We start from the raw sequence: 13,908 nt of genomic DNA on the forward strand, positions 1-13,908 counted from the left end.
CACCTTGCACAATGATAAAAATTATTGTACCCTAATAATTGCGTGTAAAAATAGATAGTAAAACCTCTTTTTTGAAAGAAGAGGTTTTTTTGTGTAAGAAAATAAGAGAGGAGTGTTTTCCATGAGTACAAGCAAAAAAGGGAATCCATGGGCGCTAATTCCTTTTGCGGTATTTTTAGTATTATTTATCGGTTCCGGAATTATCACGGGCGATTTTTATAAATTTCCAGTTCTTGTTGCGATTGTAATCGCAGTAGCAGTAACACTGACAATGAATAGGAAAGAATCATTTAATCAGAAGGTGGAAATTTTCACAAGAGGTGCAGGAGAGTCAAATATAATGCTAATGGTGATGATTTTCCTGCTAGCTGGTGCTTTTTCCGAAACAGCGAAAGGGATGGGGGCAGTTGATTCCACTGTCAATCTGGCGCTCTCCATCGTACCTCAAAATCTCTTAATGGTTGGAATTTTTGTCATTGCATGTTTTATATCCTTGTCAATGGGGACAAGTATGGGAACAATCGTAGCGCTGGCACCAATAGGAGTTGGTATTAGCGGGCAAACGGATATATCTCTTCCACTATCAATGGCAGCCGTTATTGGTGGTGCAATGTTTGGTGATAACTTGTCATTTATTTCGGATACGACCATTGCAGCTGTAAGGACACAGGGGACAAAAATGAAAGATAAATTTAAGGTGAATTTCCTAATAGTCCTTCCTGCAGCGATTATTACATGTATCATTCTTTCCGTATTAACGATGGGTCAACAGGCCAATATCAATCAACAATCCTTTCAGTGGATCAAGATTCTGCCTTATCTAGGTGTACTAGTGGCTGCTTTGGCAGGGGTTAATGTATTTTTAGTCCTTGCATTAGGAATTGTATTTGCTGGTTTAATAGGGTTAGTCGATGGCACCTATACACTAATGGAAGTTATTCAAAAAATGAGCGATGGTATGGCCGGCATGTTCGATATCGCCTTTCTGGCGATTTTAATTGCTGGTATGGTGGAAGTCATTAAGCATAATGGCGGGATTGACTACTTACTTCATTTGGTAACAAGCAAGATTAAATCGAGGAAAGGTGCTGAATTTGGCATTGCTGGACTCGTAAGCTTAACGGATCTATCAACGGCAAATAATACAATTTCAATTATAATTGCAGGACCACTTGCGAAAAATATTGCCGGTAAGTTCGGAATTGACCCTCGCAGGTCAGCAAGTTTACTTGATGTTTTTTCTTGCAGTATTCAAGGGTTAATCCCTTATGGTGCTCAAATACTGGTTGCTGCAGGTGTTGCAAGTATTTCTCCAGTCAGTATTTTAACATATTCTTATTACCCGATTTTAATTGCGGTTTGTGGAGTATTGGCGATTTTAACTGGATTTCCACGTTTTACAACTAAAACTGTTGAAAAAACTACCTCCAACATGGTTGATGAAAAGGTAAGCTAAATTGATTGCGCTCTGGTCTTTTGAAGATCAGAGCGTTTTTTATTGCTTTATTGAATTGCATTAAATAAAGTATATAGTAATTTAACAAATAGTTTGAAAATAGGTGAGACAATGAGTGTTGAAATTATGGCATTAGGAGATTCAGCAATCAGGATTTCATTTGGTAATGAAATTGAAGAGAGTACTCATCACGAAATTTATCGATTTTTACATAACATTATGGGTTATAAGATTGATGGTGTTATTGAGTGCGTCCCTACGTTTACTACGATTGCGATTTTTTATAATCCCTGCAAAATTAGGTATAGCCAATTAGAAAAAATCGTTTATTCTGTAATGGAATCAGCAAAGGAAACAAAACCGCATACTCCTATTGTCTATAGGATTCCAGTTTATTATGGGGAAAAGACTGGACCAGATTTACGATTCGTTGCAGAGTACAATCACATCAGTGAACTAGAAGTTATTCAATATCATTGTAACCAAGAATATTTAGTTCATATGATTGGTTTTGTACCAGGCTTTCCCTATCTTGGCGGGTTAAATAAAAAAATTTCAACGCCGCGTCTAGAAATCCCAAGAGCGAAGGTAGCAGCAGGCTCAGTGGGGATCGGCGGTGACCAAACAGGAATTTATCCTGTTGAGGTCCCTTCAGGCTGGAGAATTATAGGTATAACCCCTATACCATTATTTGATATCGAGAATAACAATCCGTCACTCTTGTCTGCAGGCAATTATGTATCCTTTTTCCCTGTGGATATCGATGAGTATCTTGCCATTAAAGAGATGGCTGCATTAAAAAAGTATAAAGTATTGACTTACAAGAAAGGAGATAGTTTACCATGAGTTACATTGACATCAATTGTGATCTTGGAGAAAGTTATGGATTATTTAAAATTGGGAATGATAAAGAGGTTTTGAAGCATATTTCATCTGCCAATATTGCTTGCGGCTACCATGCGGGGGATCATAATGTAATGATGGAAACTATCCAATTGGCTAAAAAATATCATGTTAACATTGGTGCACATCCTGGATTTCCAGATATTTTGGGGTTTGGCCGGAGGGAAATGAATGTATCACCGAGGGAGATCTACAATCTTACACTTTATCAGATGGGTGCCTTAAGTGCATTTGCCAAAGCTGAAGGCGTTAACCTCGTCCATGTTAAACCCCATGGAGCCTTGTATAATATGGCTGCTAAATCTAGAGTGATTGCAGATGCCATTGCTCAGGCTGTTACAGATTTTGATGCGAAGTTGATCCTTTTTGGGCTTTCTGGAAGTGAACTTATCCAAGCTGGAAAAGAAAAGGGTCTAATGACAGCACAGGAAGTGTTTGCAGACCGAACCTACCAAATTGATGGGTCGTTGACATCTAGAAATGATGATAACAGCATGATTCATGATATGAATATTGCAGCCCAAAGAATCATCCGTATGATAAAAGAAGGGAAAGTTACGACAACGGATGGAACGGATATTGCTATCACTGCAGATACAGTCTGTGTCCATGGTGATGAACCTGCTGCTTTAGATTTTATAACCGAATTAAAATATGCCTTAACAAAAGAAAATATAGAAGTAAGAAAGAGTTGGTCTAGTTGATGAGGATCCCAATCTTTAAAGTGTTAAAACCAGGATTGCAAACAACGGTACAAGACCTTGGCAGGCATGGGTTCCGTGAATTTGGGGTTAGCCCTTCAGGTGCTATGGATCCTTATTCTTTGCAGATCGGCAATATACTAGTTGGAAACGAATTAGGTGAGGCTGCACTTGAAGCGCCGCTTATTGGACCTGTCTTGATGGCTTTACATGATGTCTCTATCGCCATTTGTGGCGGGAATTTATCACCCCAAATCAATGAACGGGAGATTCCACTCTGGAAAAGCCTCGTGATTAAAAGAGGGCAAACCCTTTCATTTGGCGAGCTGAAAGAGGGTGCAAGGACATACATAAGCATTGCAGGTGGAATTGATGTACCTTGTGTACTTAATAGTAAATCAACATATTTAACAGGAAAATTTGGAGGTTATGAAGGCAGAGCTTTAAAAAAGGGGGATATTCTTTTTGGAAATCCTTTCACTGGAAGAAATAGATTTCTGCACACCAAGCATATTCCGAAATATACAAATCCTTTAACAGTAAGTGTAATACTAGGTCCGCATACTGGTAAATTTACCTCTTCAGGACTCGAAACGTTTCTAACTGAAGAATATACTATAACCTCTCAATCAAATCGAATGGGATATCAATTAACAGGTACCAAAATTGAACATAGTGGTATGGCTGATATTATTTCTGACGCCATTCCTTTGGGGGGAATACAAGTCCCAGCTAGCGGACAGCCTATCATCCTAATGGCAGAACACCAAACAACGGGAGGGTATTCTAGAATTGGAAGTGTTTTAACCGCAGATATGCCACTTCTTGCTCAAGCACAGCCGGGGACTAGGATAAAGTTTAAGGAAATTTCCTTAGAAAATGCTCAAAATCTTCTAATTGATAATAAAAGAAAGCTTGATTTTTTATATAGCATTTCTAGGTCATATTCTTGATTAACATGAACTTGAGTTCATTTTTAATAGGTTTATGGTATAATGATAGTAAATAATAATTGATTCATAAGGCTACATTAATTGGTAATAATAACCTAGTCAGAGAACTAGTAGTAAAGTTCATTCTCCAATTTGGTTTTATTAATAAATTTTTCATAAGGTGTGATTGTGTGACAGAAATAGTAAACGGAAAGGTACAACATCGAAAGCTGCCTCTTACTAAAAAAATCTTTCGAGCGATATCCATTACCCTCGGTGCCATATTAATGGCTGTCGGTCTAGAGATCTTTTTAGTCCCAAACAAGGTTATTGATGGAGGGGTAACAGGTATATCAATCATGTTATCTCATCTAACGGGTTTTGAACTTGGTATCTTTCTTTTCGTGTTAAACCTGCCATTTGTTTATTTAGGCTACAAGCAGATGGGAAAAACTTTTGCGATCTCTACTGTTTATGGAATAATAGTTTTATCTGTTTTTACAACATTATTTCACCCAGTACCTGCTTTTACCGATGATATTCTTCTTGCAACGATTTTTGGAGGCATGATCTTAGGAATTGGAGTGGGTATTGTTATTCGCTTCGGCGGTGCGTTAGATGGGACAGAAATCCTGTCACTCGTCATAACCAAAAAAGTTCCGTTCTCAGTTGGGCAAATCATTATGTTTATCAATATCTTTATTTTAGGTGCAGCCGGATTTGTGTTCAGTTTTGATCGGGCAATGTACTCCGTATTAGCATACGTAATTGCTGCAAAAGCAATTGATACAGTAGTTGACGGTTTTGAAGAATCCAAATCAGTTTGGATTATCAGTGATTTAGCGGAAGAAATCGGAAGTGCCGTTAATGCTCGTTTAGGCCGTGGTGTAACATACCTAAAGGGTGAGGGAGCCTATACTGGTGACCATAAGAAGGTTATTTTTAGTATCATTACTCGACTAGAGGAATCCAAATTGACTACGATTGTAGAGGAAATTGATCCCAATGCCTTCTTGGCGATTGCTGACATATCCGAAGTTCGGGGTGGTCGTTTTAAAAAGAGGGACATCCATTAATATTGGTTGTACATAGAAAAAATCTCAGGGGCAAAGTTCCTGAGATTTTTTATGTCCCATTGCAAACGTTTTTATGTTACATTTGATATGTAACTGATAGTTTACAAGAAAAGGATGAAATGGGATGTCAACAAACAAGACAAGAATCGAGAAGGATTTCCTGGGGCAAAAAGAAATACCGTTTGATGCGTACTATGGGATTCAAACCATAAGAGCAGTAGAGAATTTCCCTATTACAGGATATCGCATTCATGAGTCTCTAATTAGAGCGCTTGCAATGGTAAAAAAAGCGGCGGCCATCGCTAATATGAACACAACACGGTTGTATAAAGATCTTGCGAATGTCATTGTACAAGCAGCCGATGAAATCATTGCTGGGAAGTGGGACGATCAATTTATCGTGGACCCAATTCAGGGCGGTGCAGGTACATCCATGAACATGAATATGAATGAAGTGATTGCCAACCGAGGACTTGAATTACTTGGTCAGGAAAAGGGTAATTATTTCCATTTAAGTCCAAACACACATGTAAATATGTCACAATCAACAAATGATGTATTTCCAACTGCTATACATATATCTACATTGACATTATTAGAGAACCTGCTGGTTACAATGGATGATATGCAAAAAGTCTTTAAACAAAAAGCTGTCCAGTTTGAGAAGGTTATTAAGATGGGGCGTACTCATCTTCAAGATGCCGTACCTATCCGCTTAGGACAAGAATTTGAAGCATACTCTCGAGTGCTGGCTCGTGATATTAATCGAATTAAACATACACGCGAACATTTATTGGAAGTGAATATGGGAGCTACTGCAGTCGGAACAGGATTAAATGCAGATCCAAAATATATTAAAGATGTAGTTAAACAGCTTGCTGAAATTAGCGGCTTCCCGCTTGTAAATGCAGAGCATCTAGTGGATGCTACCCAGAATACAGATGCCTATACAGAGGTTTCGGCTGCACTTAAGGTTTGCATGATGAATATGTCGAAAATAGCAAATGATCTGCGCCTAATGGCTTCAGGTCCACGTGCAGGGCTGGGAGAAATTCGACTTCCTGCACGTCAGCCAGGTTCGTCAATCATGCCTGGAAAGGTAAATCCAGTTATGCCAGAATTAATAAATCAAATTGCCTTCCAGGTTATTGGGAATGACCACACGATTTGCCTTGCCTCCGAGGCAGGTCAATTAGAATTAAATGTAATGGAGCCTGTTTTAGTCTTTAACCTCCTACAATCCATCAGTATTATGAACAATGGGTTCCGCGTCTTTACGGACCATTGCTTAGCCGGCATTGAAGCTAACGAAGAGCGTTTAAAGGAATATGTAGACAAAAGCGTTGGGATTATTACAGCAGTCAATCCTCACCTCGGATATGAAGTGGCAGCCCGTATTGCGAGGGAAGCTGTCCTTACGGGGAAATCCGTCCGTGAATTATGTTTACAACATGATGTGTTAACAGAAGAGGAATTAGATATTATTTTAAATGTGTATGAAATGACAGAACCAGGGATTGCTGGAGAAGAATTGCTGGATAGGGATTAGCAGCTAAATGAGTTAAAGAAAAGGGTGCCCATTAATGAGGGTACCCTTTTGTAGTATTAGTCGTACGCGAGTATCACCGTACGAATTTTTTTTATTTCTCGCTTTTCTTCTTATCATCCTGTTTGTCACTCTTTTTATCACTTAATCCTCGGTATATCTGCGTATACATGCTTCCTTCTTTAATGTTTTCAAGGAAAAAAGGACCTATAAGTTCTAAATATTCATCATCATCAAACAGCCTTTTGTTCTCTAATTCCATTTCACCCAATCCATCATAGGTAGATAGCAGTGCATAGGTATGATCTTCACCAGATATCGGTGTCAGAATTTCAACATGGTGGTTATAATTGTCATTTCTGAATTTTTTTATCTCTCTTAAATTGTCTATTGCTTCTTTAAACGTATTTTGTTTAATAATAAACGTCTGATATACAAAAACAGACATTAAAGCACCCCCAGAGAAATATACAGCATACTATCTTTATAAATCTCCAGAAAGTCTGTTTATTATTCGTGATAAGAAAAGTTACAATAAAGTTATATTCGCTTTTGAACATTCCTCAATGATTTGATCGTTCCATACGGAAACTTGAACCTCGCCAATATGTATCTTTTTAAGAAAAAACATACATATTCTTGATTGTCCAATACCTCCGCCAATGGTATAAGGAAGTTCACGATTTAGAATGGCTTGATGGTATTCTAGAGACATTCTCTCTTCCGTATTAGATAACTTTAATTGTTTTTTCAACGCATCTTCATCTACACGGATGCCCATCGAAGAAACCTCGATTGCTTGTTCTAAAGGAGGATACCAGAATATAATGTCACCGTTTAAGGACCAATCATCATAATCCGGAGAACGGCCATCGTGTTTTTCTCCCGACATTAACTGACCACCTATCTGCATGATAAACACCGCGCCATATTCTTTTGCGATCCTGTCTTCCCGTTCTTTTGATGTAAGCGCGGGGTACTTGTTTTCAAGTTCCTGTGTGGTAATAAAATGAATGTCTTCAGGCAGAACAGGCTCTAGCACAGGATAAAGCTCGTGTAAATGTTTTTCAGTGTTTTTGAAGACTTGAAATATTTTTTGAACCTCGGATTTTAACGTCTCCATATTTCGTTGCTCTTTTGAAATGATTTTCTCCCAATCCCATTGGTCAACATAAATAGAATGCAAATGATCCAAAACTTCATCTCTTCTAATGGCATTCATATCTGTATAAAGGCCTTCATCCAATGCGAAGCCATACCTTGCCAACGCCATTCTTTTCCATTTTGCTAATGATTGAACGATTTCAATGTTTGCATTCTTAATATCTATTGCCTCAAAGGATACCATTCGTTCCACACCATTTAAGTCATCATTTAAACCCTTTCCAGATTTCAGAAGAATAGGGGCTGATACCCGTGTTAAATTTAGCGATTCGGCTAAGGAACTTTCAAAGTAATCCTTTGTTTGTTTAATCGCAATTTCAGTTTGCAAAAGATTTAATTTTGAAGAGTAACCAATTTGTGTAGATAGTGAATTTGACATAAAATAAAAAACCTCCAGAAAAAAAACAAAATAAATATTCTGAAATTATAGCAAAGTTATCATTGCCTTACCACTGGTTTAGAAAAAAAAAATCCCTCCACCGTATAACTTGGTGAAGAGACGTTATTGTACTACCTTAATTGATCCCAATCTGAGTATGCTCCGCTGCCTTGACAGCCCGGGCATTCAACGGAGTTATAATAAGCAAATTCATTATATGGATAAACAGTAAATCCTCTTCCATAACAATCGGGACATTTGTCCTGATTCTTCATATGAGAAACATGATTTTGATATCTTGTTTCCCTCCATTGGTTAAAGGAGTTAATTAAACCCATGTTTTTCACCTCACGTTTTTATTTAGTATGAGAACAAAATGGAATATTTATGCAAACAGTGAATTCGTATGTTTTTAATCATCTATCAAAAAATAAATACAAGAGGTGATAATATGAGTGATTGGAATGAACAGGCTGCGCCTAATAATAATATCCCTGCAAGAATTGTACGGCCTTTTGAGCGCCGCGATCAAAGTGTTAACCATGAGTTTTCAGAGGAGCTATCCGATGGAGGAGAACGTGACGAGTTTATCCAAAAACAGAAAAAGATAAAAAAATAGTGATCAATGGTGACGATGATGAAATTATCGTCACTTTGTTATTTTTTATAATGGATTTTAATTAGAATGTATAAAAAAACTAAAGTTTAAATAAAGGTTATTGAAAGGTTTAGTCGAAAATAATAGGGTATAACAATTATTTTGAGGAGAAAAGCATAATGAATCGCAAAGATGTATTGCTCGAACAATTCCTTTGTTGTCATAAAAAAAGCCACTGGTTTGTCTCGTTTGAAAAAGCAGTAGCTGGATTAACTCCGGAGAATGCCCTTTGGAAGCAATCCGAATCGGAGAATTCTATCAGGGAAATTATTAGTCATTTAGTATTTTGGAATAAACGGTTCTTAGACCGCTTTAAAAACAGTGAATTTCGAAAGATGGAAGGTAATAATGATAGCACTTTTACCTATCTATATGAGTCCGAATGGGAGCAGGTCTTACAAGAATTTAATCAAGTAATGACCGATTGGGTTGAGACAATTGAGAAAAGTGAAGATGAAAAGTTTGATCAATATATAAGCGAACAATCGACAGAAACGTGGTTGGAATCGATTTCTAGTATCACACTCCACAACGCCTATCATATCGGACAAATTGTAACAATCCGAAAGATGCAAGGTTCATGGATGAAGGAACTAGGAGTAAGTTAATTTTGTGCAGCGAAACTAGCTGCACTTTTTATTATGTAAATTTTTTGTAATATAGTACTTTGTATCTCCGATATAGAGAGTTATTTCCGGTTTTAGGGAATATTCTAGTAGTTTGTATCCTGTTAATTTTTCGAATATTTTGGTAATATTTGTACTTAGAGAGACGAAATAATAGTTTCAACAAGCAACTGATAGAAAATCATGAGGAGAGAGGAATTGTTACGTTGAAAGTATTAAATCCAGTACCGAGTCAAAGTGAAAAGCATTTAACACAATTAGCTTCCGTCGGGCAAATTGCTGCAGGTATTGCTCATGAAGTTCGTAATCCATTAACCGCGGTTAAAGGATTTTTGCAATTACTCGAGCATGAAAATAATGCTGAGTACCTTAACATCGCGCAGTTAGAATTAGAAAACGCGTTAACAACTCTGAATGATCTTCTTCAGGTTTCTAAACCTGATCAGGAAGATGAACAACCACAGTCTTTCCTTATTGCAGTTGAAATGGAATCAATTCTAAATTTATTTCAAGATAAAATATATGATATTCAAATAAATACAAGTTATTTTGATACAAATATACCGATTTATGGTAAAAAAAATCAGTTTAAAAAGGCTTTCTTTAATCTAATTAAAAATGCATTAGAATCCATGAACGAATCTGGTTCATTAACGATCAGCCATTTTGCTGATGGAAAAGAAATAGTTGTATGTATTGAAGATACGGGGGTAGGAATCCCTGATGAAAAGATATCCTTATTAGGTACACCGTTCTTTTCAACCAAAGATCTCGGTACCGGAATGGGGTTAACCCAAGTGTTTTCGACCGTGTACCAGCATGGCGGAAGAATTAATGTCGAGAGTGAGGTAAATAAAGGAACAAAATTTACCTTAAGAATACCTGTTCGAAATGACTCGAAAAATAGAGGTGTAATAAAGTTGAATTTAAGCTATGAAGAAACTTTGTCTATAAAGGAATATTTTCTTGCCAATAAAGATATTTTTCAGGATCGATTATTAGAAGAAGCCATAAATGTTAGAGATAAAATTGAAGAGATACATAGATATGGAAATATTAATCTATTAAGCAACGCACATAAACTCGTGTTACTGATAGTAGAGGAACGTGAACATGAATTAATCTCTTTCGCTAAACAGGAAGGAATGGCTTGGGCTAAATATTCTTTAACCATAGCTTTTAAATTGGAGTGGATTCAAGCGATTAGGAGGACAGTGTGGGAGTTTCTCTATAATTTTGATCTTAATAAAAATAATAATCATACTTCAGAGTTTTATTTTAATTTGGAGAAAAACATCAATCGGCAATTTGACCAATTTCTCAATTCATTTTTTATACAATATAGCAGATACAAAGATGAATTGTTAGACGCTCAAAGAAAACTGCTTGAGAATCTTTCTGTTCCGATTATTCCAATCTCGAGCGATATAAGCATTTTACCGTTAATTGGTGCAATTGATAGTTTTAGGGCGAGTACGATAGAAGATAAATTGATTACGGAAATTGGAAATTCGCATATTCATACGTTAATATTGGATCTTTCAGGTGCTGTTGTAATGGAGATTGAAGTGATCCAGCATCTGACTCGCGTAATTAATGGTGTCTCTATGATGGGTTGTAAAACAGTTATTACAGGTCTGCGACCAGAAATTGTTAAGCTTGTTATTAACTCAGGTATTACATTTGAACACACCGCCGAGTTAAAGGGAACCTTACAGGTTGCACTTTCTGAATACATTGGTCAAAATAAACTCTATTAGTAAAAAGGGCAGAAATGAATTCTGCCCTTTACCTTTTTAGCTTATAATTTAATCGCCGTTGAACATTTCAAAAATTCCTCTTGCAATGCTGCCTTCATCTATAAGGCAATGAGAGCCCAAAACTTTGTTAAAAAGTGTAATACAGTCCCTCATGAAGACGATGAATAACTGCAATTGTTTATATAATCAAAAAGCATGCCAACTCATCGAAATCAAACAAACCATCACAAATAAAAAAGACGTCTGCATATAGCAAGACGTCTTTTTGCGTATTGAGGCGAAAAACCACACTCCACATAGTGTGCTCCTTAAAGGAATGTTTCTCGACTTACACAACTCAGCTCATCGCTTAATTAATATAACACAGAAGGCAGGGACAACACAACTGGAAAATGTTTTAAAACATAAGTCTTGATTATTATTTTGAATTCCTCTATATTCAAATAATCAGATATACAAATTTAAAATGATAAGAAGGGTTTATATGTATAGTGACAAAAGATTCCATCAATATTCCTTAACTCATGTACCAAAAGATGTTTTCTCAGGACTCATTGTCGGTGTAATCGCGATTCCTCTTGGGATGGCCTTTGCAATTGCTTCAGGCGTGAAACCGGAATATGGAATCTACACAACCATTGTTGCTGGTATACTCATCTCACTATGTGGAGGATCGAAGTATCAAATTGGCGGCCCAACCGGTGCGTTTATCCCTATCCTATTTGGAATTGTCATGACGTACGGATATGAAAATTTGTTAATTGCAGGTTTCTTAGCGGGCATTATGCTGCTCTTAATGGGGATCTTTAAGCTTGGTTCATTAATTAAGTTCATTCCAAGACCAGTAACAATTGGATTTACAACAGGAATTGCTATCACCATTTTTACCGGGCAGATTGCTAGTTTCCTAGGGTTGACAGGTATTAAGAAACATGAAGAATTTATTAATAATTTAAAAGAGATTATGATCCACATGGACAGTATTAACCCTTATAGTATTTTAACAGCAGTCATTTGCTTAGCAACGATACTATTGACTCCAAAAATTGCTCTAAAGGTTCCAGGACCATTAATTGGTTTATTGGTTTCAACGATGATTGCAACTCTGTTCTTTCCCAATCAGGTAGCAACGATTGGAACAGCCTATGGAGAAATTCCAAGTACTTTGCCAAAGCTGCAAATACCTGATTTGAGCGTAGAGATGATTATGACTCTCTTAAAACCAGCGTTTGTCATTGCAATGCTCGGGGGAATTGAAAGCTTGCTTTCAGCGGTCGTTGCCGATGGCATGACGAATAGCAAGCATAATAGCAACAAGGAACTAATTGGTCAGGGGATTGCCAATATGGTAACTCCACTGTTTGGTGGTATTCCGGCAACTGGTGCAATTGCGAGAACAGCCACAAATATCAAAAATGGTGCCGTTTCACCATTGTCTGGGATTATTCATGGTGTAGTCGTTTTGCTTGTGTTACTGTTTTTTGCTCCATTTGCTTCTTTTATTCCGCTTGCAAGCATGGCACCTATATTGATGGTGGTTGCATGGAATATGAGTGAACGGAAGGTATTTGCCCATATTTTAAAGACAAAATCTACGGATTCCTTGGTCTTAGTTGTTACCTTTTTATTAACGGTTTTTGTTAATTTGACAATGGCCGTAGAAGTTGGATTAGTGATGGCGGCGGTTCTATTTACGATGAGAATGAGCAATCTAATGACTACTGCCAAGGCATTGCCAAACTTGCAGCATAAACATGCAAAAGTCGAGACACAAATCGTAACAGATACACATGATTGTCCTCAAATTAGTATCTATAATGTAGAAGGTCCATTATTTTTTGGAGCGGCCCAGACGTTTGAAACATCCATTATGAATACGATAAACTACCGACCTAAAATTCTGTTATTACGGATGAGCAGGGTTCCATTTATGGATACGACTGGTGAGGCAAATTTGGCTAGTATTGTGTCCCATTTTTCAAAAAATGGTATAGTAATCATATCGGGAATAAACGAACAGCCTAAAAATGTTTTGGTAAGTACCGGCTTATATGAAGTTATTGGTCAGGGGCATTTCTTTACACACACAGGTGACGCCATTCAGTTTGCGTTAACGCAGCTGGAGCAAAATAAATGTCGTGGCTGTAAACACTTCGCATTTAAAGAATGTAAGAAGCTTTCGGCTTCCGAAGTTATGGACAGCAGCAAACAGAAGCTCTCGGCTACTTACTAGATTGAAGGAAGTGAATGGATTGAATCTTGAAATGCAGCAATTTAAGGCGGAATTTTTCAAAGCACTGGCACATCCTTTGAGGATCCGCATATTAGAGCTGTTAGCAGAAGGGGATAAAAATGTAAATGAAATTCAAACCCTGGTTGGCAGTGAAGGGTCTGCTGTTTCTCAGCAGTTAACGGTATTAAGAGCAAAAAACATTGTTTCTGGTACAAAGGAAGGGAATAAAGTCATTTATACACTTAAAGACCCTATGATCGTCGAACTGCTGGCAGTAGCTCGTCAGATTTTTAATAATCATCTAGTAGACACGATTACGATATTAGATAAGTTTCGAGACGAGGATGAAGAAGTAATGACCATGCCGAAGAAATAACAATCTTCGGCTTTTTTACGTTTAAATTTAGGTTTATATTGTTTTTATAATTATCAATTAATTGTAATATTTATGTCAACATTTTCCTTAATTCTTAT

Annotated in this window: 14 protein-coding genes; 11 read left to right on the forward strand and 3 right to left on the reverse strand. The window is 37.1% G+C overall.

The features are described 5' to 3' along the window. Window positions 1-121 precede the first annotated feature (121 nt). The 6 genes from QNH29_RS12040 to aspA all read left to right on the forward strand — a co-directional run bounded on the left by QNH29_RS12040 (window position 122) and on the right by aspA (window position 6,617). Window positions 122-1,456: a Na+/H+ antiporter NhaC family protein gene (locus QNH29_RS12040; protein WP_283864996.1), complete on the forward strand. Its 1,335-nt coding sequence runs from the start codon at window positions 122-124 to the stop codon at window positions 1,454-1,456. 111 nt (window positions 1,457-1,567) lie between these two features. Further along, the gene (gene pxpB, locus QNH29_RS12045) at window positions 1,568-2,302 is read left to right on the forward strand and encodes a 5-oxoprolinase subunit PxpB (protein ID WP_283864997.1); all 735 of its coding nucleotides are present in this window, start codon (window positions 1,568-1,570) and stop codon (window positions 2,300-2,302) included. Then, window positions 2,299-3,063: a 5-oxoprolinase subunit PxpA gene (locus QNH29_RS12050; RefSeq protein ID WP_283864998.1), complete on the forward strand. Its 765-nt coding sequence runs from the start codon at window positions 2,299-2,301 to the stop codon at window positions 3,061-3,063. The genes pxpB and QNH29_RS12050 overlap by 4 nt, the downstream gene beginning before the upstream one ends. A 20-nt stretch (window positions 3,064-3,083) precedes the next feature. Then, the gene (locus QNH29_RS12055) at window positions 3,084-4,013 is read left to right on the forward strand and encodes a 5-oxoprolinase subunit C family protein (RefSeq protein ID WP_283864999.1); all 930 of its coding nucleotides are present in this window, start codon (window positions 3,084-3,086) and stop codon (window positions 4,011-4,013) included. Between the two features lie 170 nt (window positions 4,014-4,183). Continuing rightward, the gene (locus tag QNH29_RS12060) at window positions 4,184-5,068 is read left to right on the forward strand and encodes a YitT family protein (RefSeq protein WP_283865000.1); all 885 of its coding nucleotides are present in this window, start codon (window positions 4,184-4,186) and stop codon (window positions 5,066-5,068) included. Between the two features lie 124 nt (window positions 5,069-5,192). Then, window positions 5,193-6,617 carry an aspartate ammonia-lyase gene (gene aspA / locus QNH29_RS12065; protein WP_283865001.1) on the forward strand — a complete coding sequence of 475 codons (1,425 nt, stop codon included), beginning with the start codon at window positions 5,193-5,195 and terminating at the stop codon, window positions 6,615-6,617. Between the two features lie 91 nt (window positions 6,618-6,708). Here aspA and QNH29_RS12070 read toward each other — a convergent pair whose 3' ends face one another. From QNH29_RS12070 to QNH29_RS12080, 3 genes are all read right to left on the reverse strand, one after another. Continuing rightward, window positions 6,709-7,062: a hypothetical protein gene (locus QNH29_RS12070; RefSeq protein WP_283865002.1), complete on the reverse strand. Its 354-nt coding sequence runs from the start codon at window positions 7,060-7,062 to the stop codon at window positions 6,709-6,711. 81 nt (window positions 7,063-7,143) lie between these two features. Next, a complete protein-coding gene (gene asnA, locus QNH29_RS12075) occupies window positions 7,144-8,157 on the reverse strand; it encodes an aspartate--ammonia ligase (RefSeq protein WP_283865003.1) in 1,014 nt (337 codons plus the stop codon). 131 nt (window positions 8,158-8,288) lie between these two features. Then, window positions 8,289-8,495, reverse strand: coding sequence for a methionine aminopeptidase (locus QNH29_RS12080; RefSeq protein WP_034673885.1), 207 nt, complete (start codon window positions 8,493-8,495; stop codon window positions 8,289-8,291). 113 nt (window positions 8,496-8,608) lie between these two features. On the opposite strand from QNH29_RS12080, the gene QNH29_RS12085 reads away from it, so the two are divergent. The 5 genes from QNH29_RS12085 (at window position 8,609) to QNH29_RS12105 (ending at window position 13,810) form a co-directional block, all read left to right on the forward strand. Next, complete coding sequence (locus QNH29_RS12085; RefSeq protein WP_179599821.1) at window positions 8,609-8,776, forward strand: hypothetical protein; 168 nt, start codon at window positions 8,609-8,611, stop codon at window positions 8,774-8,776. 158 nt (window positions 8,777-8,934) lie between these two features. After that, window positions 8,935-9,423: a DinB family protein gene (locus QNH29_RS12090; protein ID WP_283865004.1), complete on the forward strand. Its 489-nt coding sequence runs from the start codon at window positions 8,935-8,937 to the stop codon at window positions 9,421-9,423. Window positions 9,424-9,647: 224 nt separating this feature from the next. Beyond that, window positions 9,648-11,201 carry an ATP-binding protein gene (locus QNH29_RS12095; RefSeq protein WP_283865005.1) on the forward strand — a complete coding sequence of 518 codons (1,554 nt, stop codon included), beginning with the start codon at window positions 9,648-9,650 and terminating at the stop codon, window positions 11,199-11,201. 484 nt (window positions 11,202-11,685) lie between these two features. After that, window positions 11,686-13,434 carry a SulP family inorganic anion transporter gene (locus QNH29_RS12100; protein ID WP_283865006.1) on the forward strand — a complete coding sequence of 583 codons (1,749 nt, stop codon included), beginning with the start codon at window positions 11,686-11,688 and terminating at the stop codon, window positions 13,432-13,434. Window positions 13,435-13,453: 19 nt separating this feature from the next. Continuing rightward, the gene (locus QNH29_RS12105; protein WP_283865007.1) at window positions 13,454-13,810 is read left to right on the forward strand and encodes an ArsR/SmtB family transcription factor; all 357 of its coding nucleotides are present in this window, start codon (window positions 13,454-13,456) and stop codon (window positions 13,808-13,810) included. The last annotated feature ends 98 nt before the right edge of the window (window positions 13,811-13,908 follow it).

The organism is Neobacillus sp. DY30, from assembly GCF_030123065.1.
In the GTDB taxonomy this organism is placed as follows: domain Bacteria; phylum Bacillota; class Bacilli; order Bacillales; family Cytobacillaceae; genus Neobacillus.